This window comes from Mesorhizobium erdmanii USDA 3471 (genome assembly GCF_000472705.1).
In the GTDB taxonomy this organism is placed as follows: Bacteria; Pseudomonadota; Alphaproteobacteria; order Rhizobiales; family Rhizobiaceae; genus Mesorhizobium; species Mesorhizobium erdmanii.
This window is the reverse complement of record NZ_AXAE01000008.1, coordinates 53201-79443: the sequence shown is the minus strand read 5'-3', so window position 1 is coordinate 79443 and position 26243 is coordinate 53201. Positions and strand designations below refer to the sequence as shown.

Sequence of the window (26243 nt, the reverse complement as noted above, 5' to 3'; positions counted from 1 at the left end):
CGCAATCTTCCTCGTCAGGGCCGGTGGCATGTGTAGCGGATGCAACCAATGAGGCTTTCACCTGGGGCCAGCCTTACCAGCCCGCCGCCGGAGGCCATGTTATGCCCATCGGCGCTGTGGCTCATTGGTTCGAAACAGAAGAAATCATAGTCGTAGCCGGGATCGAAGGCCGGATCGGAGACGAAGACCAGATAGCGGGAAAAGATGGGATCGGCATCGATCGCCAGGGAAATCCCGCTCTCCGGCCAGTCAATTTCAGCCCCGCCGTTCCAACCCTCGAAAACCGTGTTGAGCCAGCGGCGCGGCAGGCCGCGCGGTCGGGCGAAGTCGATATCGGCGGCAACCGGATGCTCGACGGTCGGCAGCCAGGAAGAATCCTCATCCCAACAGGAGCGAGCGGCCGCCTTGAGCGTGGTGCCATGTGTCAGCGGGAAATACGGATGCCAGCCGAGGCCGAACGGTAACGCGAACTCTCCGCGATTGGTGACGGACAATGTCGTCGTCAATGTGGGGCCGCTGATCGAAAAGCGTTGCTCAGCATCGTATGCGTAAGGCGTTCTGTCGCAGTGACTGAACGCTAGTGCGATCTCGGTGCTTGTGTGGCTGACGATCTGCCATTCGCCGGTCCAGCCGTCGCCATGCAGATAGTGCCTGTCCCAGTCCATGTTGGGTTCGAGCGAATACTCCAGGCCCTCGAAGGAAAAGCGGTTGCTGCGCACCCGGTTGCCGAAAGGCACCAGTGGAAAGCAACCGGATTTCAACGCTTCACGTCCCGGCCCTGGCGGAGGCTCACGAAACAGCGGCGTCTCCACCCCGCTCGAACGCGAAAAGAACCGCCAGATCGCTCCGCCGGTCGTGGTGACGGTGAGACCGAGCGCTTCATTTGCGATTTCGATATCCGCCATCGCTCAGTCGCGAAATTCGACGATGACTTTTCCGGAGCGCCCGCCGGCCATCAGTGCATAGGCCTCGGGCGCCTTTTCCAGCGGGAAGGCATCGGTGATGATGTCGTGCGGATGCAGGCCCCAGGCGTCGAGGTCTTCGCAGCACTGGTCCATATTGTGGACGCTGGTCACCCACGAGCCATAAATGGTCCGCTGTCGGTGCAGAAGGTCGTCGCTGACGTCGAACTCGACCTTGCCGGTTTCGCCGATATAGACGCAGCGCCCCCAGGTGCGCGTCGTTTGCAGCGCCAGCACCCGGCCGTGCGGATTGCCTGAGCAGTCGATGGCGACCCCGGCGCCGCCCTTGGTCAATTCGTTGATGGCGCCGAGCGCGTCCGGTCCGGCGACCAGACCGTGATCGAGCAGGCCGAGCTTCTTCGCCGTCTCGACTCGATCGGGCTGAGTATCGACGCCGATCGCCAGGCGTGCGCCACGACCCTTGGCCAGCATCAGCGCCGCCATGCCGACCGGCCCGAGGCCGACGACGAGCACCGCGTCACTGCCAGAAACATTGCCGCGCAGCACGGCCTCGTAAGCGGTGCCGACGCCGCACGAGATGAAGCAGCCGTCGCGATAGGACAGTGTGTCGGGCAGATGCACGAGATCGCGCTCGTCGGCGACGAGATATTCGGCATGGCCGCCGTCGCGTTGCCAGCCATAGGCGGCACGCTGCGGGTCGGTGCAGGAGATCTGGAACCCCTTCCGGCAGTTGCGGCAGAAGCCGCAGCCGGAAATGTGATAGACGGCGACACGGTCGCCCGGCTTGAAATGCCGGCAACCGGCGCCAAGCTCGACAACCTGCCCAGCCGGCTCATGCCCCGCCACGACGCCCTGGTAGGACGTGCGCGGATCGTCGCCGAGATGCTTGTGGTAGATGTAGTGGATGTCGCTGCCGCAGATGCCGGACGCCTTCATCTTCAGGAGCACCTGGCCGATGCCAGGCTTTGGACGGTCGATTTCGCGCAGGTCGACGGTGGAATTGCCTGGGAGGTAGGCGGCAAGCATCTTTGGCATGGTCAGGCTCCGAACCCCGGCCCTTTCGGCCGTGGGCAGTATCCGAGATTGGCGGTTTGCCGAAAAGTTGTTTCCCGAAAGGACTGGCCGCCGGGGTGCGGCGGCCAGCATCGCATGGCTGGGAGGATGCGATCAGGAAAGGCCGTCCTTGTGGGTTTCGAGCCACTTCTTGGCATCGTCGGCCGATTTGAAGATCGATATGCCCATGGGCACGATGATATCGGCGGCCTTCTTGCCCTCGGCGCCGTTCAGCGCCTGTTCGAGCGCCAGCTTGCCGATGCCCTGGCCGGACACGTCGGCGATTGCCTTCATCACCGAGAAGTCAGCGAGTTCGGTTGCGGCCGAGGATGTCATGTCGGCAGCGAAGACGACGACCTTTCCGGTCAGGCCGCGCTGCTTGATGGTGCGCACCGCGCCGGTGCCGGCATCGCCGCCCTCGCCGAAGAACGCGTTGATGTCCGGATTGGCCGACAGCATCTGGTCGCTCACCGAAACGGCGTCATCGAGCACCGTGCCGCGCTGGTTCGCCGAAATGACGTAGCCCGGAACCTTGGCCTTGAGCGCAGCCTCGAAGCCTTCGCGACGCTTGACGCAGACTTCGACGAATTCGCAGTTCAGCACGCCGATCTTCGGTTCCTTGATGCCTTGGGCAACGAAATAGTCGGCCGCGACGTCGCCGAGCTGACGGCCGAACTCCGTGGGATCAGCGACCGCGTAGGCATAGACATACTTCTTCATGTCGGCATCGTTGATGCAGGTGTTGTAGCAGACGACCGGAATACCGGCCTCATGCGCCCGCTTGATGGCGCGGACCGAACCGTCGGCGGAGACGGCGGAGAGAACGATCGCCTTGACGTTGGCCGAGATCAAGCGGTCGATGAATGAGGCTTCGGCGCCCGGATCGGCGCGCGCATTCGTCTCGAGCAGGTCGACCTTCTTGCCCATCGAGGTGGCGCCGTCCTGGATGCCCTTGCGCACGGCGGCATAGAAACCCACGTCGTCGAGATAGATGGCGCCGATGCCGGTCGAATCTGCCAGAGCCGGAGCGGCCGCCGAGGCAAAAGTGGCCGCCGCAAGCGCGGCGATTGCAAACTGCTTCATGGATTTCATGTCGTCCTCCCAACGAATGGTGAATTGCGCCCGTCGCGGCGCCGCAGCCATGTCGGACTGCAAGCAAACCTCTCCCTACGGGACTTGCCCGATCCGAGATCGATGTCGTCATCTAGATCGGATCAAACTGACTTATAGATACTATGTTTAATACGACTGTCAACGCCTTTCTCAAACGCTTATAACATCAAAACGGCCCGTATTGGTGCATCGCAGCATCAGAATTGGCGTTGAACAAGCCGCCAAAGTCGACTAACGTGCCATATAGATATGATCTATTAAGCGATTGCGCGGGAGTTTCCAGGTGAGGATCACAAGCATCGAGACCCGCGTCGTCAATGCGGAAATGCGAAACTGGGTGTTCGTCAAGGTGCTGACCGATGAGCCTGGGCTGCACGGCTGGGGCGAAGCGACACTGGAATGGAAGACAAGGGCCGTGGTCGGCGCGGTCGAGGATCTGGCGCCGCTGATCGTCGGGCGTGACCCTCGCGACATCGAACAGGCCGTGCGCGCCATGCGCAAGCAGTCGTTCTGGCGGCTGGGCGCCATCGGCATGAGCGCGATCTCCGGCATCGAGATGGCACTGTGGGACATCATGGGCAAGCATTTCGGCGCGCCAGTGTGGCGCTTGCTTGGCGGCAAGGTGCGCGACAAGGTCGGCGTCTACACCCATCTCGGACTTGGCGACATGCGCGCCGTCTACGAGACGATGGAGACCGATCCGCTGGTCGATCGGGCGCTTGCCGTGGTCGAGAAAGGCTATCGTGCCTTCAAGGCGGTGTTCATCCCCTATACCCACTACCACGCGCCGCTTCCCGATGTGGACAAGGTGGCGCGGCTGATGGAAGCGCTTCGCAAGGCAGTCGGGCCGGGCATCGAGATCATGATCGATTTTCATGGCCGCCCGGCCTCGGTTTCCGCCGCACTTGCCTATATCGAGGCCCTCGCGCCCGCCCGGCCGATGTTCGTCGAGGAGCCATTGCCACCCGGTGATACGGCCGGACTGAAGGCGCTCGCCGCCCGCACCCCGGTGCCGCTGGCAACCGGCGAACGGCTCGTCGAACGCGCGGAGTTCATCGAACTGCTGTCAGCCAGTGCGGTCAGCATCATCCAGCCCGACATCTGCCATTGCGGCGGTCTCTCCGAGGCCAAGAAGATCGCGGCCCATGCCGAGGCCGTCGGCGTCGGCATCGCTCCCCATAATCCGCTCGGGCCGATCGCCGGCGTCGCCGCCCTGCACTTCGCCGTCTCGACGCCGAACCATATCATCCAGGAGGAAATGGTCGGCGCGGTGCCGTGGTATTTCGACGTGGTCAAGGGTCCGATCCGCATGGTCGACGGGTTCTGGCAGGTGCCGGACGCGCCCGGCCTCGGCATCGAGGTCGACGAGGCGGTTTGCGCGCGTTATCCCTTCGCGCCCGAGGAGCTGCACACGCAGAACGCCGTGATGCCGGACGGCACCATCGTCGACTGGTGAGGATGGCCCATTGTTTGAGCATGGACCATGATGAGGATCAAATGACCGGACGCCTGCAGGACAAGGTCGCGATCATAACCGGCGCCGGGCGCGGCATCGGCGAGGCGATCGCCCGGGCCTTCTATCGCGAAGGCGCCAAGGTCGTCATCGCCGAGATCGACGAGGTGACCGGCGAAGCGGTCGCAAAGGATCTTTCGCCAAACAGGGCAAGCGCCCTGTTTGTACCATGCGACGTGCGCCTGACTACTTCCGTCGAAGCCGTCACCCGGCTAACGAAGGAAACCTTCGGCAGGGTTGATATCCTCGTCAACAATGCCGGCGTCAACGTCTTCCACGATCCGCTAGAGACAAGCGAAGCCGAATGGCGACGCTGCTTCGACATCGATCTCGACGGCGTCTGGCGCATGAGCAAGGCGGTGCTGCCGGCCATGCTCGACCAGGGCGCCGGCTCGATCGTCAACATTGCCTCCACGCACAGTTTCTCGATCATCCCCGGTTGCTTCCCCTACCCTGTCGCCAAGCACGGACTCCTGGGCCTGACCCGGGCGCTCGGCATCGACTACGCCGCCAGGGGTGTGCGGGTGAACGCCATCGCGCCCGGCTATATCGAGACGCAGATCGCCGTCGATTACTGGAACACGTTTCCGGACCCCGAGGCGGAGCGGCGGCGTACCTATGAGTTGCATCCGCAAAAACGCATCGGCAAACCCGAGGAGGTGGCGATGACGGCGCTGTTCCTCGCCTCCGACGAGGCGCCCTTCCTCAACGCCGCCTGCATCGTCATCGATGGCGGCCGCTCGGTGCTCTATCATGACTGACGGCCGCGTTGCGCGGCGCGCCGGTCGCGCCTATGAGTCGCAGTCTGGAGAAGGGTTGAGAAACGATGGCATCTGACCTTGGCGTGGCTGAGGACGGTTCGTTGCGCCGCGTCGAAACAGAGGGCGGCGGCGGCAGCCGCATCCACGATTCCGTGGTCAATGTGCTGGGCAGCCGCATCCTTGGCGGCGCCTACCGGCCAGGCGACGTGCTGCCGCGCGAGGAAGAGCTCTGCGCCATGCTCGGCGTCAGCCGCACCTCGGTGCGCGAAGCGGTCAAAGTGCTGTCGGCAAAGGGGCTGGTGGAGGCGCGGCGCCGGGTCGGCGTGCGCGTGCTCTCGCGCGATGACTGGCGCTTGCTTGATCCCGTGGTGTTGAGTTGGCATCCCGATATCCAGAACGACAGCGAGCTGATTTCCGGCTTGATCGAGGCACGCCGCATCTTTGAACCGGCCGCCGCCGAGCTTGCCGCCAGGCGCGGCACCGGCTCCGATCTCGCGGCGATTGAGACCGCTTTCAACGCCATGCGCGATTCAATCCCGCACGACCTCGACAGTGTCTGCCGGGCCGACCTGGCCTTCCACCGCAGCGTCATCGCCGCCAGCCACAACGTCGTGCTGAAAGGGTTGATCGGGATGCTGGAAGCGGCGCTGAGCGCGTCCTTCCTCGTCACCAACAGGCTGATGGAAGCGCAGTCGCGGGCGCTTGCCGCGCATCAGGCGGTGCTCGAGGCGATCCGTATGCGCGACACGGCTGGGGCAAGGGCCGCGATGAACCGGCTGTTGGACATCGCCGCTGAGGACCTGCGCGCGAGCTTGTAGCGGGATGTTTGGCTGTGGCGGAATGATCCGGGAAGAGGCGCAAGCAGCGTGGGGTTTGCGTTGGCTGACATTCAGTCTGGACACCGGCTTGGATCCTGATGGTGCTTGGAGGACGCCAGCTTTGCGCCTCAAAGGAGCCATCTGACACCGCCCGTTTAGCGCCACTGAGCAGACATTGCGATCCGCCGGTTCGAACGGTCAAACTCCGCGTAACGTCCAACAAGCGCGTCCAACTCATCTCTTGCATGCTGAGCAAGGTCCCAAGAGTCTCGTGCCTGATGAAATCTCTGAATCGCTCGGGATGGTGATTATCGATGACACGAAGCCTATCCATGCAGGCGCTATGCGTGCAACTCGGTCACCTTGCGACGGAGATCGTCAATGTAATCGTCGGTCCCTAGCACCTTGCCGGTTGCGGCCTTCAGGATTTCGGCTGGCGTCAGCGAGCGGCCGTGACGATGCACCTTATCCGTCAGCCACGTCCTCAGCGGCGCACAGTCGCCGGTCTCCAGGCCGCGCTCAACCTCAGGCATCTTGGTCGCCGCCTTGAACAGTTGTGAGGACATGATGTTGCCCATCGTGTAGGTCGGGAAGGATCCGATCATGCCTGCTGACCAATGCACATCCTGCAACACGCCCAGCGTGTCCGTCGGTACATCGAGGCCAAGATAGCTGCGGACCTTATCCGCCCAGATCGCCGGAAGGTCGGGGACACGCAGGCTGCCGTCCATCAATCCGGCCTCGATCTCCGAACGTAAGATGATGTGCAGGTCGTAGGTGAGTTCGTCGGCCTCTACCCGGATCAGGCTAGGACGTGGCGCATTCACCGCGCGCCAGAAGTCGGCGACCGAGACGTCGGCGAGTTGGTCGGGGAACTCGGCGCGCAATGTCCCGAAATTCTGCTCCCAGAAGCGCCGAGAGCGGCCGACGCGGTTCTCCCACAGGCGTGATTGCGATTCATGCATGCCAAAGCTGGTGCCGCCGACCGCGTAGAGATTGACGAGATCAGTGGTGAAGACCGAGCGCGTGAACTCGGGAGAAATGCCCTGCTCATAGATGCCGTGGCCGGCCTCGTGCCAGACGGCGAAAAGGCCGCCAGGCAGCCAATTCTCACGGAAGCGGCCGGTGATGCGCGCGTCGGCACGCGTGAAGGAAATCTCGAACGGATGAACTGTGTCGTCGAGCCGGCCGCGCTCGAAGTCGTACCCCATGGTGGTGGCCACTGTCTTCGAGAACGCTTTCTGCTTTTCGATCGGATACGTGCGTTCCAGAATATCGACGCGTGCCGGCCGTGCTTGCAGCGCGGCCTGGAGCAATGGCCCGATCGTGGATTTCAGTTCTGCGTAAATATCCTTGAGCCGCGCCCAGGTTACATCGGGCTCGAACGTGCCGCACGCCGCATCGTAGGGATGGTCGACATAACCAACATGCTCGCTGATCTCGCGCTGCAGTTCCACGGTTCGCTCGAGCACCGGCGCGAAGGCAGCGAAATCGTTCCCGGCACGCGCCTTGATCCAGACTGCCTGACCCTCGGTTCGCCGCTGCGCGGCCTCCTGCACCAGTCGTGCCGGGATGCGGCTGAGCGTGGCGATGGCACTTGCCGCGTCATCGAGCGCGTGCCTTCGAAGATGCTCTCCGGGCATTCCCATGAGTTCCATGCGCGCAGCATCGAGCGCCTTGCGCATAGTATCGCCAGTAGCGATTTCGCGTGCGACCGTCGCCAGCGTGCCCAATTGCTTGCCGCGCGCCTCGGCCGCAGCCGAGGGCATCATGGTACGCGAATCCCAGACAAGCACGTTCACCGCGCACAATATGTCGTTGACCTTGGCGACCTCGGCTTCGAATGCGGCGTAGCTCATCGGCGTCTCTTAGCCATCTGGGAAATTCGGTTCTTCAGCAGGTCATTGTGCAGCGATTGTTGCGGGCGGCGGTTTGCCGAAGTCAGTCAGGTGACAGGCAGCCAAGTGGGCCGGCCCCCGGTTGGACAGGTGCGGCCGCTCGGCAAGGCAACGCTCGAACGCGAACGGGCATCGCGTGTTGAACAGGCAGCCGGCGGGCAGGTCAAGGGGATTGGGGAGCTCGCCTCGTGCCGCCGCCACGCACGTTCGCCGCGCCGGATCGAGTTCGGGCGCGGCATCGAGCAGCGCCTTCGAATAGGGGTGGCGAGGTGCTGCAAACAGCGCTTCCGTTGGGCTGATCTCGACCACTTTGCCCAGATACATCACCGCGACGCGGTGCGAGATGTGGCGCACCAGCCTGAGGTCATGCGCGACGAAGACGACCGTAAGCTTCAGCCGTTCCTGCAGGTCCAGTAGAAGGTTGATGACCTGCGCCTGCACCGAGACGTCGAGCGCGGAGACCAGTTCGTCGGCGATCAGCACCTCCGGCTCGACGGCAAGAGCGCGCGCGATGCCGATGCGCTGGCGCTGGCCGCCGGAGAACTCGTGCGGATAGCGGCCGGCGGCGTCCGCCGGAAGGCGGACAAGGCCCAGCAGCTCGGTGATGCGCGCCGGGATATCGGCCTTTTGCCGCATCGCATGCACGCTCAGCGCTTCGGACAGAACCTGTCGCACCGACATGCGCGGGTTGAGCGAGGAGTAGGGATCCTGAAAGATCATCTGGACGCGGCGGTTGAAGGCGCGCCGTTCCGCCGGGCGCAGCAGACTGATGTCCTGGCCGTCGAAGCGCACCAGTCCTTCGTCGGGCTCCAGGAGCCGCACGAGACAACGCGCCAGTGTGGATTTTCCGCAGCCGGATTCGCCAACGACCCCCAGCGTCTCGCCGCGATGCACTTCCAGATCGACATTGTTCAACGCATGGACAGCGGCGGGTGATCTGCCGGTGAGTATGTCGGGCGCGGTGCGGGGAAAGCGAAACCGCTTGGAGACGCCTTCAACGGAGATCAGCGGCATTTCCCGCATCAGGCCGCCTCCGCCATCGCGGCCACTGTCCGATGATGGAAGCAGGCGACCTCCCTGCCGGCGGCGAAGCTTTCGAGCGGCGGACGCTCGGCGCGGCAGCGGTCAGTGGCGAAGGAACAGCGTGGATGAAAAGCGCAGCCGTCCGGCAAGTCGGTCAGGCCCGGTGGCGTGCCCTCGATCGATAAAAGCATGCTGCGCTCGGCGCCGATGCGCGGCACGGAACCGAGCAGCCCACGCGTATAGGGATGGTGCGGCTCGGCGAACACCCGCGTCACCGTGCCGGTCTCGACGATGCGCCCGGCATACATCACCGCCATGCGATCGCAGGTCGCCGCGACGACGCCGAGATCATGGGTGACGAACACCACGCTCATGCCGAAACGGTCGCGCAGGTCGAGGATAAGCTTCAGGATCTGATCCTGGATGGTCACGTCGAGCGCCGTTGTCGGCTCGTCGGCGAGCAGCAGCTTCGGCGAACTGGCCAGCGCGATCGCAATCATCACCCGCTGGCGCATGCCGCCGGAGAACTGGTGCGGGTATTCGTCGAGCCGCCGTTCGGCGGCTGGAATGCCGACGATGTTCATCAGTTCCAGCGCGCGTTGACGGCGGGCTCGGCGATCGAGCGTGCTGTGGGCGCTGAGATTTTCCTCGATCTGCAGGCGGACCGGCAGCACGGGGTTGAGCGCCGTCATCGGCTCTTGAAAAATCATCGCGATCTCGGCCCCGCGCACCTTTCGAAGATCCGCCTCGCTCATCGCCATCAGGTCGCGGCCCTGCCATTCGACCTGACCGCTCACCTTGCCTGGTTCGCGCACCAGCCGCACGATCGAGCGCAGTGTGATGCTCTTGCCCGATCCCGACTCGCCGACCAGGCCGACGATCTCGCCCGGCGCGACATCGAGATTGATGCCGTCGACGACGGCGGCCGGACCTCGTGGCGTCGCGAAGGTGGTGGTGAGGCCGCGCACCTTGAGCCCACCGCCGGCTGTCTTTCGATCTGGAGACGGCGCTGTCATCGGTTGACCCTCAGCAAATCGGCCAGCGCGTCGCCGGCGAGGCTGAAGCCCAGGCCAGTAATGACGATGGCGATGCCGGGGAAGACGGACACCCACCATGCGGTGGTCATGAAATTCTTGCCGTCGGCGATCAGCACGCCCCATTCCGCGGCCGGCGGCTGCGCGCCGAGGCCGAGATAGCCGAGACTGGAGCCAAGCAGGATGGCGAGCGCCATGTCGGTCATCAAATAGACCACCGCCGGCGTTATCGCGTTGGGCAGCAGATGCCGGAAGATGATGCGCGTATGGCCGTAACCCATGCCACGTGCCGCGTCGGCATAGTCGAGCCGGCGCTGGATCCTGACCTCGGCGGAGACCAGCCTTGCGTAGAACACCCAGTCGACGACACCGACGGCGATGTACATGTTGCGCAGACCGGGGCCGAGCACCGAGACGATGGCGATGACCAGCACGAGGAACGGGAAGGTGATGACCGCGTCGACGACGCGGCCGAACACCGCCTCCACCCAGCCGCCCACATAGCCGACCAGGGCGCCGACGATGCTGCCGAAGACAAACGGACCCGTCGTGGCGAACACCGCGATCTGCATGTCGATGCGATAGGCGTGGATGACACGCGAGAGCATGTTGCGGCCGAAATTGTCGGTGCCGAAAGGGTGCACCCAACTCGGGCCCTGCATGATGGCGTTGTAGTCGAAGGCTGTCGGATCGTAGGGCGCGAAGAGACTGGGAAAGAACGCCAGGGCAAGGCTGGCGCCAAGCACTATGACCGCGCCAACCAGCGTGCCTGGCAATGCCCGGCGCCGTTTCGCCGACGGGGCGATTGGGACGGCGCCCGCGCTCATCGGGCGACCCGTGGGTCGAGCCAGGCCTGGACGATGTCGGTCAGGAGAAAGGTGAATGACACGAGCAGCGCCAACGCGATCGTCAGTCCCTGGATGACGGGATAGTCGCGGCCGTAGATGGCCTCGATCATCAGCCGTCCGGCGCCGGGGATCGCGAACACCGTTTCGGTGATGACCGCGCCACCGAGCAGCGTGCCGATCGACAGGCCGAACAGCGTCACCGTCGAAATCAGCGCATTGCGCAGGACATGGCGCGTCATGATCACCCTGGCGCGAAGACCCTTGGCGCGGGCAAAGTCGACATAGTCGGCGCCGACCACCCCAATGATGGCGGCGCGCAGATTGCGCATGAGCACGGCGGAAAGGCTGAGCGCCAGCGTCGTGGCGGGAAGGAAGAGATGATAGAGATCGTCGAGGAAGTTCTGGCCATAGCCGCCGACCGGAAACCAGCGCAATTTAGCGGCAAATACGGTCAGCAGCACCAACCCGACATAGAAGACGGGCATCGACAGGCCGATCTGGAAGGTGCCGCGGATGATGGCGTCCGGCGCGCCGCCACGGTTGAGCGCTGCGACGAAGGACAGCGGCACCGCCACCAGCAGCGCGATCAGGGCGGCCATTCCGGTAAGCATCAATGTGACGGGGAGACGGTGCGCGATCAGTTCGATCACCGGCAGCTTCAGGCCGATCGAGTTGCCGAGATCGCCGGTAAAGACCGCCTTGGTGAAGTAGAGGAACTGCACAGGAATCGGCTGGTCGAGCCCGAGCTTGGCATTGATGCGCTGGACGTCGGCATCGATGGCGCGGTCGCCGAGCATGGCGCTGGCCGGGTCGCCCGGCAAAAGCCGGACGAGGATGAAGGTGACCACCAGGATGAAGGCGATGGTCGGGATCGTTTGCAGAACTCGTCGGAAAATGAAGCCCAACAGCGGCAAAGGGTGATCCAGACCTTGTTGAATTGGAGCGAAATGGCGGCGAACGACATACCGTTCGCCGTCTCAGGCGGTTAGCCTACTTCTCCAGCCACGCGGCGCCAAAGATATTGTTGCCGAGCGGGATCTGCACGAAGCCTTGCACCTTCTTGCTCAACGCGACCGGATAGGGGGTCTCGTAGAGCGGGACGATCGGTCCGCTGCTGTTGTAGATGTCCTGCATCTTGGCATATTGGTCTGTACGCTTGGCGACGTCGGTTTCTTTTTGCGAGGCTTCGAAAAGCTTGTCGGCCTCGTCGCTCTTCCAGCCGCTATGCAGCGCCCCGATGGTCGGCGAATAGACGAAGTACGAAGCGATCTCGTTCGGGTCGGCGATGTCGTCGGTCCACGCCGCCTCGCGCATCGTGAACGTGCCGTCGCGGTATTGCTGGGTGCGGCTCGGATTGTCGACCTGTTGCAAGTCTAGCTTGATGCCGATCTGGCCCCACATCTGCTGCAGCGCCGTGGCGATGCCGATCTCGTCCTGGTTGCCGGCAAGCACGAGCAGACTGGTTTGGAAGCCGCTCTCGAAACCGGCGTCCTTCATCAACTGCTTGGCCTTGTCGAGATCATAGGCATAGAGCGGCTTGTCACCCTTGTGCAGCGGCGTCGCCGAGGACATGAACGAGGTCATCTGCGACCCCACGCCATGGGTCACCACCTGGATGATCGCTTCCTTGTTTGTCGCGTAGTTCATCGCTTGGCGTACTTTTTCGTTCGACAGCGGATTGTCCTTGTCGCCGATCTTCGGGCGCACGTTCATGGTGATGTATTCGACGCGGGTCGACGGGTAGAGTTTCATGTCGATGCCGTCGGCCTGCTTCAATTCGTCGACGCGCGCATAGGGGATGAATTCCGCGCCATCGATCTCGCCCGACTGCAATTTCAGGATGCGTGTGGCATCATCGGGGATCACCTCGAAATCGATGCCGTCGAGATAGGGCAGCGGCTTGCCGTCCTCGCCCTTGGCCCAGTAATTTTCGTTGCGGGTGAGCTTCATCGACTGGCCGTGGTCCCATGATTGCAGGACGAACGGACCTGAGCTGATCGGATGCGCCGAGAAGCTCTTCGCCTTTTCCTCGTCGGTCGTCCCTTGCGAGGCTTCGAACGCCTTCATCGGCAGGATCGCGGTGTTGAACACGGTGAGCGCGGCGAGGATCGCCGGATCGGTGTTCTTGAGCTTGATGATGACGGTGTGATCGCCTGCGGTGGTCACGTCCTGGATCGAGCCAACCAGGAAATTCCAGATGCCTTTCTTCGGATCGGCGGCGCGCTTCAGCGACCATTGTACATCGGCTGGGGTGATCGGCGATCCATCGGAGAATTTGATGCCGTCGCGCAATGTCAGCGTGACGGAAAGCCCATCGTCGGCGACCTTCCATTCCGTCGCCAGGCCCGGCTTCAGGCCCTTGCCGTCGTCGGTGGGCTGGATCAGCGTATCGTAGAGATTGGACAGGACCCAGATGTCGACATTGGCATCATTGAGCACCGGATCGAGAAAGAGGCTGTCCGCATAGCGGCCGTATTTCAGCGTGCCGCCGCGTTCGACAGCAAGCGCACTGTAGCTGGTTCCAACGAGAAGTGCCGCGCTCAGCGCAGCCTTGACGAGCATGTTCATGACGGCTCCCGTACCTCCAGAGGAATTTTAAGTGTTCTTGTTGGCCATAACGTTTTCATGCGTGGCCTATCCTGTCAACGGGATTGTCCCATCAAATCCGTTGCTCTGGCGCAAGAACGTGCTTGTCACCCAAGATCGACCGGACTAAGCGTTATAGGTGGATGATACACTTGATTGGACTGACCTGAATGGAGTTCTCGGTTGACCGCGATCTGCCAGTGCCTCTGCGCACGCAGTTGCAGGGATTGATCGAATACGGCATCGCCTGCGGCCAATTGCTGCCGGGAGAACTGCTCCCGTCGGTCAGGGAACTGGCCGAGCGCATCGGCGTGGCCCCAATGACGGTCAGCCAGGTCTATGGCGACCTCAAGGCTTCCGGCATGATCGAAACGCGTCCCGGTTCCGGCTCCTTCGTCACCAGCAGCGGGCATGCACGGCTCGCCGCCCGTCCGGAGGCGATGGAACTGCACAGGCGGATCGACGCGCTGATTGACGCCGGAACCGCCGCGGGGATCCGGCCGGCCGAACTCGTCTCACTGGTCAGCGCGCGCGCCTTCTATCGCGACAGCATAGGTGCCCGGACCAAGATCGTCATGATCGGATTGTTCACCGACGCCACCGCCAGCTATTCGCGCTTCATCGCCGCGCGCCTCGGAAATAGCGTGGCCGTCGAGCCGCTGACGATCTCGGCGATTGAACGTGACCCCGCCGCCCGTGCACGCGCCAATTCGGCCGATCTCGCCGTCACCTTCGTCAATCGCCAGCGCGAGGTGATGTCGCTAGTCCCCAACACCAAGGTGGTGTCGATCAGCTTCATCCCTTCGGAAGAAACCCGAAAGGCGCTGGCCGCGCTGGATTCGCTGGCGCGCGTCGCTGTTATCTCCAGGTTCCCGGATTTCTTGCCGATCATGAAGGCCGGCGTCCAGCGCTTCGCCCCCCATGTCGAGCATCTGACAGGCGCTACGCTCGAAACGCCGGATCTGGAGGGTCTGCTCGGCGCGTCCGATGTCGTCGTGTTCGCCAGCGGCGCCGAGGATGTCCTGGCGAAATTGCAGGGGCGTGTCACCGCATTCGAATACCGGCATGCCCCCGACACCGCCGAAATCGAGCGTGTGCTGGTGCCGCTGATCAATGCAACGCACGAGGAAAGGAAGGCGTCGTGAGAATTTCCGAATGCAACTGGCGGCAGGTCGAGCAATTTCTCGGCCAGGATGACCGCGCGATCCTTCCGCTCGGCAGCACGGAGCAACACGCGCATCTCTCGTTGTCGGTCGATTCGATCCTCTCTGAGCGCGTGGCGGCGGAAGCGGCCGAGCCGCTTGGCATTCCGGTGTTCCCGGTCGTCGCCTATGGATTGACGCCCTATTTCATGGCCTATCCTGGTTCGATCAGCCTGCGCATCGAGACCTACATACGCCTCGTCAGGGATATCCTCGACGGCATGCGCGCGCATGGGTTCCGGCGAATCCTGATCGTCAACGGCCATGGCGGCAACCAGCCGGCCGGCGCCCTGGCAATCGAATGGATGGCCGACAATCCGGATACCGCGATAAAATTCCACAATTGGTGGGCCGCCCCCGCGACGATGGGCAAGGTGCTCGAGATCGATCCGGTCGCCTCCCACGCCTCCTGGATGGAGAATTTCCCCTGGACCCGGCTTGCCGGCGCGAAACCGCCGACGCAGCAGAAGCCGATGATCGACCTTGCCCGCATGCGGTTGATGTCGCCCGAGGCGGTTCGCGACTATCTCGGCGACGGCAATTTCGGTGGTTATTACGAGCGCCCGGACGAGGACATGCAGGCGATCTGGGACATCGCGGTCAACGAGACGCGTGATCTGCTCGAAGGTCCATGGTCATGAATGAGACCGGACCGATCCTGATTTGGGGCGCCGGAGCGATCGGCGGCACGCTCGGCGCTGCCTTCATCCGCGCCGGCCATGCCGTCACTTTCGTCGACAGTGATGTCGGCCACGTCAAGGCGATAAACGCCGATGGCTTGCGCATCGCCGGGCCGATCCTTCAGGATGTAGTGAAGGCACCGGCCTTCCTTCCTGCCGCCGTAAATGGCCGTTTCGAGCGGATTTTCCTGTGCGTCAAGGCGCACCATACGCGCATTGCCGCGACTGCGCTGTTGCCTCATCTGGCCGATGGCGGCTGCGTGATCTCGGCGCAGAACGGGTTGAACGAACTCACCATCGCCGAAATCGTCGGCAACCAGCGCACGATCGGCTGTTTCGTCAATTTCGGCGCGGATTACCTGGAGCCGGGCGTGGTCCATTACAGCGGCCATGGCGCGGTGGTGATCGGCGAACTCGACGGCAAGCGAACCCCGCGCATCGAAGAGCTGCACCGCCTGATGCAGGATTTCGAGCCGAAAGCGGTGCTCACCGACAACATCTGGGGCTATCTCTGGGGCAAGATGATCTATGGCGCGCTGCTCTTCGCCACGGCGCTGACGGACGATTCGATAGCCGATGTGTTTGCCGACACGCGCTATCGCGCGGTCCTCTCGGCGGTGGGACTGGAAGTTGGAGCCGTCGCCAAGGCGAATGGGGTCAAGGTCGAAGCGTTCGACGGCTTTGACCCGAGCGCGTTCGCGCCAGGATCACCCAAGGCCGCCACCGATCGTTCCTTCAACGATATGGTGATTCACAACCGTCGGTCGGCGAAATCGCATACCGGCATCTGGCGCGACCTCGCCATCCGCAAGCGCAAGACGGAGGTCGATGCGCAGATTCTCCCGATCGTCGAGATCGGGCGAGAACTCGGTATCGCGACGCCGTTGACGTCGCGCACCGTCGAGATGATCCACGAGATCGAGGACGGTAAGCGGCGGCTCGTTATGAGCAATCTCGATGAACTGGCCAAAGTCATGCCGAGCACTCCGGCAAGCGCCCAATGAACATAAGTTTCGACAAGCGAACCGTCATCGTCACCGGCGCGGCGCATGGATTTGGCCGTGCGATCGCCAAAGCATTCGCCGAACGCGGCGCGGCGGTTCATATCCTGGACGTCAACGAAGCCGGCCTTGCGGAAACCCATCAACTCTGCGGCGAAAATTGCCGCCCGCATGTCGTGGATGTCGGCAATCGCGGCGGTGTACAACTGGTCGTCGGCGCGATCGAGGCTGATGCGGGCGCGGTGGATATCCTCATCAACAATGCCGGCGGCGTGCGCGGGCAGGTTGGCCGACCGCTGGAGGACATCTCGCAGACCGACTGGCAGACGATTTTCGACGTCAATCTCTCCGGCGCCTTCTTCATGACGCAGGCCGTGGCGCCCGGCATGAAAATGCGCCGCTATGGGCGCGTCATCAACATCTCCAGCGGCGCCGGGCTCGGCATCAGCCTCACCGGCATCCAGGCCTACGCCAGCGCCAAGGCCGGCCAGATCGGGCTGACACGCCAGCTCGCGCATGAACTCGGACCGTGGAACATCACAGTCAACAACGTCGCGCCCGGTTTCGTGCGCTCCAATCCCAGCACCGAGCGGCAATGGGAGGCGATGGGCGAGGACGGCCAGCAGAAACTGCTCCAGAATATCGCGATGAAGCGGCTCGGCTCGCCCGACGACATCGCGGCGATGGTGATGTTCTTCGCCTCCGATTTCGCCGGCTGGGTCAGCGGCCAGGTGATCAGCGTGGACGGCGGCAAGTGAGCGCCGTCGAGGCCTATCTCGTCGCCCACGCCGACGAAGCCTTGGAAGACCTGAAGGCGTTCTGCCGGATCCCGAGCGTCAGCACCGATCCGGCCTATCGCGACGGTATCCGTTCGGCCGCAAACTTCGTCGCTCAACGGCTGACGCGTGCCGGGTTCCCGACCGTCGAGATCATCGAGACGGATGGCCATCCGGCCGTGTTCGGTGAAATCATCGGCGCCGCCGATGCGCAAACCATTCTCGTCTACGGCCACTACGATGTGCAGCCGCCGGATCCGGTCGAAAAATGGGCGACGCCGCCCTTCGAGCCGACGGTCCGTGACAATCGGCTCTATGCGCGCGGCGTTTCGGACGACAAGGGACCGGTGCTGATCCCGATCCTTGTTGTCGAGGCATTCCTGAAGGCCACCGGGCGCCTGCCGCTCAGCATCAAGATTCTGGTCGAGGGCGAGGAGGAATCGGGCAGCCCGCATTTCTCGCCGCTCGTCGACACAATGCGCCATCGACTGGCCTGCGATCTCGTCGTTTCCGCCGATGGCGCCATGTGGCGCGCCGACAGGCCGTCGATGACGGTGGCCAGCCGCGGCATGGTCGCGCTCGACGTGGTGGTGACGGGCGCGGCGAAGGATCTTCATTCCGGCCGACACGGCGGCAGTGCGCCAAGTCCCATTCGCGCACTCGCCGCCATGCTGGCCAGCCTGCACGACAGGGACGGCGCTGTAACAGTGCCGGGCTTCACGGACGGCGTCATACCGCCTGATCCGGCCATTCTCGACGCGATCGATGCCGCAGGCTTCGATAGCGCCGCCTATTTCGCCGGGATCGGCGCACCGGCGCCCGATCCGCTGCCTAGCGGCCACGACCTCCTGGTTCGTCAGTGGCTGGTGCCAACGCTTGAATTCAACGGCATATTCGGCGGCTATTCGGGACCTGGGACCAAGACGGTCATTCCTTCGTCGGCGGGCGCCAAGATCACATGCCGCCTCGTCGCCGGGCAAGAGCCCGGCAAGGTTGCCGAGGCCATCCGGCGCCACCTCGAAACACACTTGCCGACGGGCTATTCGCTTGACATCACACGCCACGGCCCCGGCACGAAGGCCTTCTCGATCGATCCCGGTCTGCCCGCGCTTGCCATCGCCGAAACGCTGCTCGGCGAAATGATGGGCGCGACATCGCTGCGTGTCGCCATGGGCGCGACGATCCCGATCGGCAGCGTCTTTAAGGAGCATCTGGGCGTCGGCACGATCTTCTTCTCGTTCTCGACATCCGACGAGGACTACCATGCGCCGAACGAATTCTTCCGGCTGGATAATTTCAGCATCGGCCAGATCGCCTGGGCCCGGCTGTTCCAGCGCCTGGGCTTGTCGATGGGCGGAAAGTAGCCGGGCTCCGTGCATGGCACCGCCTTTCGTGGAGGCACGCCGGGCAGTCATGATTTCATCAGAGCGGCCGAACGCGCCTGCGCCCCCGCGGCTCGAAGTCACTGATGAGCAAGCTGTGCAATCGGCCGGGAGTATCGACGGCGGAACTCATGGAGGCACGATCTCGTCGTGAAGATCATCGCGCGCAGCGAGTCATGCTGGCGCTTGATGGCCTCCTTAGCGCGGCCAGAAGGATCGATCTTGTCGAGCCCAGGATGCGGCCGGCTGCGGGAACCGTATCAGGGCGAATGTCACTCCAGCGCCTGCTCTTCGAGGTCCGATGCCCAAAGCGGATGGTCCGCTTGCGGCCCCAACCCGGTCATTCCTTAGGCTTAGATGACCGCTCCTGGCGCGACTACGACCTGCAGCAGAGCCGTCCCTGCCTTTGACTATTTCGGACCGGTAAGCGGCCGGACACGCCCTACCGAGGCACGCTTCGGTACTGAGTTTTTAGAAAGGCGCTGAGGCCAAACGATCATACCAAACCCAACTCAATCTCCGCAGCCGTCGCAGTATTTGACAGACCACATGCGCGGTGTCATTTTGGTGGCTCAGCCAACATTGTCGCGAAGTCCTCGTGTAGCCTCAGTCGCGCCCGCATGTCGCATTCTTGTCGCGTGGAGCGGCGGGAGCTCGGTGGGAACACGCGGGAATCCATGGAAAATGCTGGAACCTTGAGCATTGGCTCCGCCTCCCCAATTGTATCTTCGGCTAGGCGCTAACTAGCTGTAACTCCTATCATAATTTTCTTAAAGGATTCGATCGCAGTGCGGACTCTGACTTCGTTAGTCCTGGTTCGAATCCAGGTTCCCCAGCCAACATTCATCTGAAGCTTTTCCTGCCTTATGACGCGCCGCATCGGCAACGCAGATGATGTCGGCCAACTCGAAGCCGACCTCGAAGTGGGTTGGGCCTACCGACTGCTCCAGCTCTACGGCAATCGCAAGCCTCTTGCTTTCGACCGGGATTGCCCCGGCCGCGCGCTTCTTCTGCGCAACGGCATTCCCGAGCCGCATGTCAACAGCATCGCCTCCACCTTCGTCTCCCGAGCAACGCGGCATGCAAAGCGGTGTCTTCGAGAACCAGGATGTGCCTTCCGAGTTGCTGTCGGCCCTGCCCTATCTGGCGACAATCATCGTGCTGGTCCTGATCTCGCGAAACCGCCAGATGCTGGCGCTGCATTTCCCGGCGTCGTTGGCCAAACCCTTCCGCCCGGACACCTGAAACGGACTATTCCCTGTTGCCTCAGCCCGTCTGCGTCGCGGTCGCACAGCCTGAAGCTTCCTCAGTCGCCGCCCAAAAGCTTGCCGCTGGCAAGCCAGAAGGGCGGCAAGCAGAGCGGGATGGCTGACAACAGCAGGATATCCTCCTTCACCGTGATGCCGATGCTCTCGGCGACAAACCGGCGGCGCGCCTCGAACCGCTGCGACAGCGCCGGGTGACGCTGGGCGATTTCGGCACGCAGGCCGGCATCGGCGAAGGTTACCGGATCCTCGCTGTTGAGCGTCCATCCATCGGGCATTGGCACGGGTATGATGTCGACCTGGAACGGCATGCCCGAAACGATGCGCTCGGAGGAGCCGGGACGGATCGGCGAGTTCATCCACTCGTCGAGCCCGACGAGATGGCCGGGATTGAGGGCTGGGCGCAGCTTGCCACGCACCAACGTCGAAATCACGGCCTCATGGATCGCGCCGCCCTCGGCGCCGATGCCGGCCGCCTCGTACCAGGCGATCAGGCCGCGGAAATAGGCCTTCGCCACGTCCAGAAATGCATCGTCATGCTCGGCAATCAGGCCGCCGCGGGCGGTCAGCCCGCCCCAGTAGCCGACCGCCGTGGTGGCGCCATCATTACGCTTCGCGACACGGGCCGTAGGACTGCGCAGGCCTATCACCTGGCCGGACGCGTCATTGGTTGCCAACATCGGATGGCAGTTCATCGGCTCGCCCGCATAACCCATGCGCGAGGCTGCCATGAGCTCGGTATCGCCGAGCGTGAAGCCGCTCAGGATACGCCACACGGCCGTGGAAGACCGGGCCGCGCCCCATTCGGCCTCGGCAATTTGATCGGCATCGACGACGGCGCGCAGCCCGTTCGTCTGGTGCATGAGCACCGGCGTCGCATCGGTGATCGACGATGCGGACACGATCGAAGCGATTGCATCGACGATAAAGGCCGGCACGAAGAAGGTCGGACGCTGCGCGGACCATTCTTCCTTCTCGAGATATTTCCAGCCGACCAGGCCGACACTGTCGCCTGGATCGACGCCGGCCTCTCGCAATACGGCCACGAGGTCCGGCTTCTGCGTGCGGTCCTGCGCCATCAGGCTCAGGGACTGCGCCAGCATGGTGATGAGGGCTGGCAGTCCGGCGACGGGCGTATAACCGAGATTCTCGTTGCCGGTGACGACGATGCGCTGACCCGATTTGCCGAGCAGCAGGATCGCCTCCTCGAAACGTGGCTCGAAGCCGGTCAGGAAGGCGATGTTGGCGGCATGCTCGCGATCGGCGTAGACGGCGAGCCAGTCCGTGCCGGCGCGCTTGAGCGCGTTGGCGCAACGTGCCTCGTAGGTCGCGGCCGGAATGGCGGGACGCTCGACGGGAATGCCGAAATCGGGGATGTCGATGGTGCGAAGGCTGATGGTCATCATGTCTCTCAATCTGTCAAGGGATGCGGATTTCGGCCGGATTTGATCGTCAATTGAAGGCGCCGCGGACGGATGCCGTCCTATTCATCGGCCATGAAGCCGATGCTCGAGGGCAGCACGCTGCAGGTGACCTTGCCACCGGCAGCGACATCGCGAGCCGTTGCCAAGGATGCCAGGACCAGGAGTTCCTGGCCGTCCGGGGTTGATACGGTTACACGCTCGGACGAGCCAACGAAGGAAACGTCGGCGACGACAGCGGGAAAGGCGATGGCCCCAGGCCGCGGCTCGCCGATGGCGATGTCTTCCGGCCGCATCCAGACCGTGAGCGCCGACCGGCCATGCCGTGACGCATCGTAGCCCTCGGGCATCGGCGCCCTGGTCCCAAACAGCTCGATCCCGCCATCGATGGCGCGCGCCGAAACGATGTTGTTGCCGCCAAGGAAGCCCGCGACAAAGCGCGAGGCGGGCGCGCGGTAGATGTCGCGGGGAGTGCCGACCTGGACGATGCCGCCATTGTGGAAGACGGCAATGCGGTCCGACATGGCATAGGCTTCCTCCTGGTCGTGGGTAACATAGACGAAGGTGACGCCGGTTTGCCGATGCAGCCGCTTGAGTTCACGTTGCATGATGTCGCGCAGCGTACGGTCGAGCGCCGACAGCGGTTCGTCGAGCAGCAGTATCTTCGGCCCGAAGGCCAGCGCGCGACCGATCGCCACGCGCTGCTGCTGACCGCCCGACAATTCGCGCGGCTTGCGCGAGGCCAGCTTGTCGAGACCAACGAGGTTCAGGACTTCTTCGACCCTTGCCGCAATCCTGGCCTTGTCCCATTTGCGGACCCTCAAGGGGAAGGCGATGTTGTCCGCGACGTTCAAATGGGGAAACAGCGCATAACCCTGAAAGACCAGTCCGAAATTTCTGTCCTCCGGGTCGACGCGCGTGATGTCGACGCCATCCAGCCGGATGGCGCCTTCGTCCGGTTTGGCGAACCCAGCGACCGACATCAAAAGCGTCGTCTTGCCCGATCCCGAAGGGCCGAGCAAGGTCACGAACTCCCCCGCCTCGATCGACAGGTCGACCCCGTCGAGGGCGACGGCGGACCCGTAGGTCTTGCGGAGGTTTCTGACGTCGAGGAAGGACATTCAGATCGGATCCCGGGCGAGCGGACCCGTCGAGCAATGGATGCCGCCTCCGTTCAGTTCGATGCATTCATAGTCCAGCGTCAAGATCTCGATGCCGGCGGCGTCGAGCCGGTCGGCCAGGCGCGGTGTGCGGGTGGCGTGCATGACGACGCGACCGGGCGCGATCGCCAGGCAGTTCAGCGAGAACGCGTTATCCTCCGGCGGCAGCTCGATCAGCTTCATGCCGCGCTTGTTCAGATACTCCATGAAGACATAGGGCAATTCGTTGATGTTGATGATCGCCGTCTCCTTGTCGATCATCATGAAGCTGCCGTCGATGTGGATGCGATAACCCGGCATCGGCACCTTGATCAGCTCGACGCCGAGGCTGTTGAGGATCATCTCGACCTGCCGCACGCCCTCGGCGTTGCAGGCGACGGAGACGGAGCAGACAGCCGTCTTGTCGTCGAGCAACGCGAACCCGCCGCCTTCGAACACGGCCTCGCCGTGCAGCGTGCCGAGAATCGGGCAACCGGCCCTGGCGAGCGCCTGGGTAACCATCAGTTCCTCGCCGCGGCGTGCGCGGCGGGCAAGGCGGGTGACGATCGCACCGCCCTTCACGCCGATGACGCTGTCGCGGCAGAAGGTCGACTTGAGCGCGCCGGGCGCGGCCTTCTCCGTGAGGATGACGTCGACGCCCTCCGACCGCAACAGCTTGGTGAAGCCATCATGGGCGGCCTGCATGGCGGCGAGATCCGGCGGCGTCTTGCCCATGAAGTACCAGCCCTTCTCCGGATCGCCGAAGCCGCCGATCTCGGGCATCGGCTTGTTCTTGTCGACGACGTTGATCTCCTCGCCCGGCCGGTGCATCAGCACGGCGCGCAGCTTGCCGACATCATTGCTGCAACCCCAGGGCCGACCCCAGACGCGGGTCTGTTCTTCCGGGTCGTGGAAAGCCGGCGTTGGAACGGAGCCGAAGGTCTGGAAGAACTTGGCCTCGCGGTATTCGTGCTCGCTCATTGCGGCGCTGTGGGCAGTCATGTCTTCGATTTCCTTTCTGAAACAAGCGAAGCTGTTGAAGGTCGTGTCATGGCCGGCGCTGGGCGATACGGTCCCAGACGGTCATGCGCAGGATGAGGCCGACGATGGTGACCGCCAGCATGACGGTTGTGCACGCGGCCAGCGCGGGGTCGACGGCATCGGCGATGCTCGTCCAGATCTTGCGCGGCAAGGTGACGATGCCCCGGCTGGTGATGAACAACGTTACGGTGATCTCGTCCCAGGAGACGATGAAGGCGAGGATCGCTCCGGCAACCGTGCCCGGCACGATGTTGGGCAGGATGACGCGGCCAAAGATCGTCTCTGGGCGCGCGCCGAGCGAGCGGGCCGCCTGCACCAGCCTTGGATCGAGGTTCGACAGCGAAGCGCCGACCGCCAGCACCGCGAGCGGCATCGCCAGGATCACATGGACAATGGTGACGCCAAGCCATGTGTCGAGAAGCCCCAGCTTCGACCACAGCCGCACCATGCCGACCGCATATATTATCGGCGGCACGATCAACGGCGACAGCAGCACGACACGCAGGATCGACGGCCAGCGACCGACATAGACCCAGGCGCCGATGGCGAAGGCCACTGAAACCGCCGTCGCCACGACACTTGAAGCCACCGCGATGCCGAGGCTGGTGAGGATGCTCGGCATCCAGCCCGCGCGCCAATTGGCCAGGGCGGCGAAATGGTCGAATGAAATGCCGTTGTTGGGCAGTGACAGGTAGTCCCGGTCGGTCAACGCCACCGGAATGACCACGAGCACCGGAACGAACAGGAAGGCGAGCAGCAGCCAGGCGAAGACCTTCGGCAGCGCGCGTTCGAGCAGACGGCGGGTGCTCGGCGTCATTTTCGGCCACCTTCGAAGGCCGCACGCAACGCCGGGCTGCGCATGGCCAGCGCGACAAGGATGCCGACGACGAGCAGGAGCATCGTCGACAGCGCCGTCGCCACGCCCCAGCGCAGGGTCGAGGATATCTGAACGGAAATGTATTCGGCGACCATCAGCACCCTGCCGGCGCCGAGGATCGCCGGCGTGACGAGGAAGCCGAGCGAGAAAATGACGATGAACAGGCCGGCGATTGCCAGGCCGGGCACGCTGAGCGGCAACCAGACGCGAAAGAAGATGGTGACCGGGCGCGCGCCAAGCGACCGCGCCGCCTGGATGATCCTGAGGTCGATCTCCGACAGGTTCGCATAGAGCAGCATGATGGCGAAGGGCATCATGTAATGCACCATGCCGACGATGACCCCAAACTGGTTGTAGACCAGTTCAAGAGGCTCGCTGACGGCTCCGCTGCCCACGAGGGCCGAGTTGAGCACGCCATTGCGGCGCAGGATGGTGATCCAGGCAAAGGCGCGCACCAGCACCGATATCCAGAACGGCACCATGACCATGAACAGCGCGACGCGGCGCGGCGCTGGCGGCATATGAACCAGCGCGAAGGCGACGGCATAGCTCATGACGATCGTAAGAACGGTCGTCACCGCCGAGACGATGACGGTCGTACGCACGACGCGTCCGATCGCGGCGTTGTGAAACAGAGCCACATAATTGCCGAAGCCGAGGGTCGGCTCGGTGAAACTGAGCGCCAGCACCTGAAGGATGGGCAGCACGTAGAGACACAGAGTCAAAAGCGCCGCCGGCACCGTCAGGCAGAAGGCCCAACGCTGGAATGACGTCATGGTGTTTCGAACCACCACCGGCTGTTGGCCGGTGGTAGGTCTCCGATGTTAGCGTGAGATGAAGTCGAGGAACTTGTTCTGCAGTTCGGCCTCGTTGTCGGCATAGTATTGCGCCGAGATGGGCAGACCCGTCTTGGCGTTCTCGGGGGCCAGCGAATAGACAGCCTTGTCCTCGGCGGTCATCAGCGCCAGCGCCTTCGGGTTGGACGGGCCGTTGCCCATGATGCGCAGCAGCGTCACCTGGCCTTCAGGGTCCATCGACGAATTGATGAAGTCGAAGACCTTCTTGCCGGCCGGATTGCCCTTCGGCACCGACCAAGCGCTGGCGAACATCAGGTTCTGGTTCCAGGTCCAGGTGTAGTCCGGGTTTTCCTTGCGCAACAGGTTGGCGCGCGTATGCCAGATATTGCCCATGACCACCTCTCCGTCACGGAAGAGTTGCTGGCTCTGCGCGCCCGACTCCCAGAAAATCAGGTGAGGCAGCAGCGGCTCGAGCTTCTTGAAGGCACGATCGACGTCGAGCGGGTAGATCTCTTCCGGCTTGACGCCATCGGCCAGCAGCACGGCTTCGAGCTGCCCCTGGATCCACTTGCACATGGTGCGCTTGCCGGGAAACTTCTCGAGATCGAAGAAGTCGTTCCAGCTTGAAGGCGCCGTGGCGCCGACCTTCTTGGCGTCATAGGCCAGCACGTTGGAGTAGGTGTAGTTGCAGATGCCGAATTCGGCCGCGAGGCCTTCGCCGACAAGCGACTTGTCGACGATCGAATAGTCGATCGGTTCGACATAGCCGCCCTTGCCGAGCACCACGGCGTCCGTCATGCCGCCATCCGTGGCATCCCAGGTGACGTTCTTGGAATCGACCATGGCGCGGATCGCACCGGTCGCCGGGCCGGTGCCGTCGACGACGACCTCGATGCCGGACTTGGCCTTGAACGGCGCGCCATAGGCCTTCTGAAAGGCTTCGAGCGCAGCACCGCCCCAGTTGCAGACGACGATTTCCGACACCGCGGCGGAAGCCCGCCCCGGCCTGAAGGCGACCGCGAGACCAAGCCCGGCCATGGCGGTCATGAAGCCTCGGCGATCGATCTTCCCTGTTCTGAACTTATCAAGCGC

General features: G+C 63.4%; 24 protein-coding genes and 1 pseudogene. 9 read left to right on the top strand and 16 right to left on the bottom strand.

Annotation, left to right across the window (positions count from 1 at the left end; genetic code table 11):
• Window positions 1-14: 14 nt before the first annotated feature.
• From A3AU_RS0102915 to A3AU_RS0102905, 3 genes are all read right to left on the bottom strand, one after another.
• Entirely contained in the window at window positions 15-905 is an 891-nt protein-coding gene (locus A3AU_RS0102915) for an aldose 1-epimerase (RefSeq protein WP_027051467.1), read from the bottom strand.
• A 3-nt stretch (window positions 906-908) separates the two neighbouring features.
• Complete coding sequence (locus A3AU_RS0102910; protein ID WP_027051466.1) at window positions 909-1958, bottom strand: zinc-dependent alcohol dehydrogenase family protein; 1050 nt, start codon at window positions 1956-1958, stop codon at window positions 909-911.
• 132 nt (window positions 1959-2090) lie between these two features.
• Window positions 2091-3068 carry a substrate-binding domain-containing protein gene (locus A3AU_RS0102905; RefSeq protein ID WP_027051465.1) on the bottom strand — a complete coding sequence of 326 codons (978 nt, stop codon included), beginning with the start codon at window positions 3066-3068 and terminating at the stop codon, window positions 2091-2093.
• 304 nt (window positions 3069-3372) lie between these two features.
• Here A3AU_RS0102905 and dgoD point away from each other — a divergent pair, with 304 nt between their 5' ends.
• The 3 genes from dgoD to A3AU_RS01000000134850 all read left to right on the top strand — a co-directional run bounded on the left by dgoD (window position 3373) and on the right by A3AU_RS01000000134850 (window position 6181).
• Window positions 3373-4545, top strand: coding sequence for a galactonate dehydratase (gene dgoD, locus A3AU_RS0102900; protein ID WP_027051464.1), 1173 nt, complete (start codon window positions 3373-3375; stop codon window positions 4543-4545).
• 41 nt (window positions 4546-4586) lie between these two features.
• Complete coding sequence (locus A3AU_RS0102895; RefSeq protein ID WP_081709444.1) at window positions 4587-5363, top strand: SDR family oxidoreductase; 777 nt, start codon at window positions 4587-4589, stop codon at window positions 5361-5363.
• A gap of 65 nt (window positions 5364-5428) precedes the next feature.
• Complete coding sequence (locus A3AU_RS01000000134850) at window positions 5429-6181, top strand: FadR/GntR family transcriptional regulator (RefSeq protein ID WP_051355267.1); 753 nt, start codon at window positions 5429-5431, stop codon at window positions 6179-6181.
• A 341-nt stretch (window positions 6182-6522) separates the two neighbouring features.
• Here the strand turns inward: A3AU_RS01000000134850 and A3AU_RS0102885 are convergent, their stop codons facing one another.
• The 6 genes from A3AU_RS0102885 to A3AU_RS0102860 form a co-directional block, all read right to left on the bottom strand.
• The gene (locus A3AU_RS0102885; RefSeq protein WP_027051462.1) at window positions 6523-8040 is read right to left on the bottom strand and encodes a carboxypeptidase M32; all 1518 of its coding nucleotides are present in this window, start codon (window positions 8038-8040) and stop codon (window positions 6523-6525) included.
• Window positions 8041-8082: 42 nt separating this feature from the next.
• Window positions 8083-9102, bottom strand: a complete 1020-nt coding sequence (locus tag A3AU_RS01000000134845; RefSeq protein ID WP_032916744.1) for an ABC transporter ATP-binding protein — start codon at window positions 9100-9102, stop codon at window positions 8083-8085.
• Window positions 9102-10118: an ABC transporter ATP-binding protein gene (locus A3AU_RS0102875; RefSeq protein ID WP_051355266.1), complete on the bottom strand. Its 1017-nt coding sequence runs from the start codon at window positions 10116-10118 to the stop codon at window positions 9102-9104. The genes A3AU_RS01000000134845 and A3AU_RS0102875 overlap by 1 nt, the downstream gene beginning before the upstream one ends.
• Window positions 10115-10963 carry an ABC transporter permease gene (locus A3AU_RS0102870; protein WP_027051460.1) on the bottom strand — a complete coding sequence of 283 codons (849 nt, stop codon included), beginning with the start codon at window positions 10961-10963 and terminating at the stop codon, window positions 10115-10117. Before A3AU_RS0102870 ends, A3AU_RS0102875 begins: the two co-directional genes overlap by 4 nt.
• Window positions 10960-11898 carry an ABC transporter permease gene (locus tag A3AU_RS0102865; protein WP_027051459.1) on the bottom strand — a complete coding sequence of 313 codons (939 nt, stop codon included), beginning with the start codon at window positions 11896-11898 and terminating at the stop codon, window positions 10960-10962. Before A3AU_RS0102865 ends, A3AU_RS0102870 begins: the two co-directional genes overlap by 4 nt.
• A 76-nt stretch (window positions 11899-11974) precedes the next feature.
• Window positions 11975-13552 carry an ABC transporter substrate-binding protein gene (locus tag A3AU_RS0102860; RefSeq protein ID WP_027051458.1) on the bottom strand — a complete coding sequence of 526 codons (1578 nt, stop codon included), beginning with the start codon at window positions 13550-13552 and terminating at the stop codon, window positions 11975-11977.
• Window positions 13553-13740: 188 nt separating this feature from the next.
• On the opposite strand from A3AU_RS0102860, the gene A3AU_RS0102855 reads away from it, so the two are divergent.
• The 5 genes from A3AU_RS0102855 to A3AU_RS0102835 are packed head-to-tail and all read left to right on the top strand — an operon-like array spanning window position 13741 to window position 18593.
• The gene (locus A3AU_RS0102855; RefSeq protein ID WP_027051457.1) at window positions 13741-14715 is read left to right on the top strand and encodes a GntR family transcriptional regulator; all 975 of its coding nucleotides are present in this window, start codon (window positions 13741-13743) and stop codon (window positions 14713-14715) included.
• Complete coding sequence (locus A3AU_RS0102850) at window positions 14712-15413, top strand: creatininase family protein (RefSeq protein ID WP_027051456.1); 702 nt, start codon at window positions 14712-14714, stop codon at window positions 15411-15413. Before A3AU_RS0102855 ends, A3AU_RS0102850 begins: the two co-directional genes overlap by 4 nt.
• Entirely contained in the window at window positions 15410-16456 is a 1047-nt protein-coding gene (locus A3AU_RS0102845) for a ketopantoate reductase family protein (protein ID WP_027051455.1), read from the top strand. The genes A3AU_RS0102850 and A3AU_RS0102845 overlap by 4 nt, the downstream gene beginning before the upstream one ends.
• Window positions 16453-17211, top strand: coding sequence for an SDR family NAD(P)-dependent oxidoreductase (locus tag A3AU_RS1000000140070; protein WP_027051454.1), 759 nt, complete (start codon window positions 16453-16455; stop codon window positions 17209-17211). Before A3AU_RS0102845 ends, A3AU_RS1000000140070 begins: the two co-directional genes overlap by 4 nt.
• A complete protein-coding gene (locus tag A3AU_RS0102835; protein WP_027051453.1) occupies window positions 17208-18593 on the top strand; it encodes a dipeptidase in 1386 nt (461 codons plus the stop codon). Before A3AU_RS1000000140070 ends, A3AU_RS0102835 begins: the two co-directional genes overlap by 4 nt.
• An 824-nt stretch (window positions 18594-19417) precedes the next feature.
• On the opposite strand, the gene A3AU_RS0102830 is transcribed toward A3AU_RS0102835, so the two are convergent.
• On the bottom strand, window positions 19418-19648 hold the full coding sequence (locus A3AU_RS0102830; protein WP_154674512.1) for a hypothetical protein: 231 nt from the start codon (window positions 19646-19648) through the stop codon (window positions 19418-19420).
• Between the two features lie 73 nt (window positions 19649-19721).
• Here A3AU_RS0102830 and A3AU_RS1000000138745 point away from each other — a divergent pair.
• Window positions 19722-19856, top strand: a pseudogene (locus A3AU_RS1000000138745) (ABC transporter permease); the annotation flags it as partial.
• A 61-nt stretch (window positions 19857-19917) separates the two neighbouring features.
• On the opposite strand, the gene A3AU_RS0102820 reads toward A3AU_RS1000000138745, so the two are convergent.
• The 6 genes from A3AU_RS0102820 to A3AU_RS0102795 form a co-directional block, all read right to left on the bottom strand.
• Window positions 19918-21279 (bottom strand): M24 family metallopeptidase, encoded by a 1362-nt coding sequence (locus A3AU_RS0102820; RefSeq protein ID WP_027051451.1) that lies wholly within the window; start codon window positions 21277-21279, stop codon window positions 19918-19920.
• 80 nt (window positions 21280-21359) lie between these two features.
• Window positions 21360-22418: an ABC transporter ATP-binding protein gene (locus A3AU_RS0102815; protein WP_027051450.1), complete on the bottom strand. Its 1059-nt coding sequence runs from the start codon at window positions 22416-22418 to the stop codon at window positions 21360-21362.
• Window positions 22419-23438 (bottom strand): dimethylarginine dimethylaminohydrolase family protein, encoded by a 1020-nt coding sequence (locus tag A3AU_RS0102810; protein WP_032916743.1) that lies wholly within the window; start codon window positions 23436-23438, stop codon window positions 22419-22421.
• A gap of 46 nt (window positions 23439-23484) precedes the next feature.
• Window positions 23485-24294 carry an ABC transporter permease gene (locus A3AU_RS0102805; protein ID WP_051355265.1) on the bottom strand — a complete coding sequence of 270 codons (810 nt, stop codon included), beginning with the start codon at window positions 24292-24294 and terminating at the stop codon, window positions 23485-23487.
• Window positions 24291-25130, bottom strand: a complete 840-nt coding sequence (locus tag A3AU_RS0102800) for an ABC transporter permease (RefSeq protein ID WP_027051447.1) — start codon at window positions 25128-25130, stop codon at window positions 24291-24293. Before A3AU_RS0102800 ends, A3AU_RS0102805 begins: the two co-directional genes overlap by 4 nt.
• 48 nt (window positions 25131-25178) lie before the next feature.
• Window positions 25179-26198: an ABC transporter substrate-binding protein gene (locus A3AU_RS0102795; RefSeq protein ID WP_245235403.1), complete on the bottom strand. Its 1020-nt coding sequence runs from the start codon at window positions 26196-26198 to the stop codon at window positions 25179-25181.
• Between the last annotated feature and the right edge of the window lie 45 nt (window positions 26199-26243).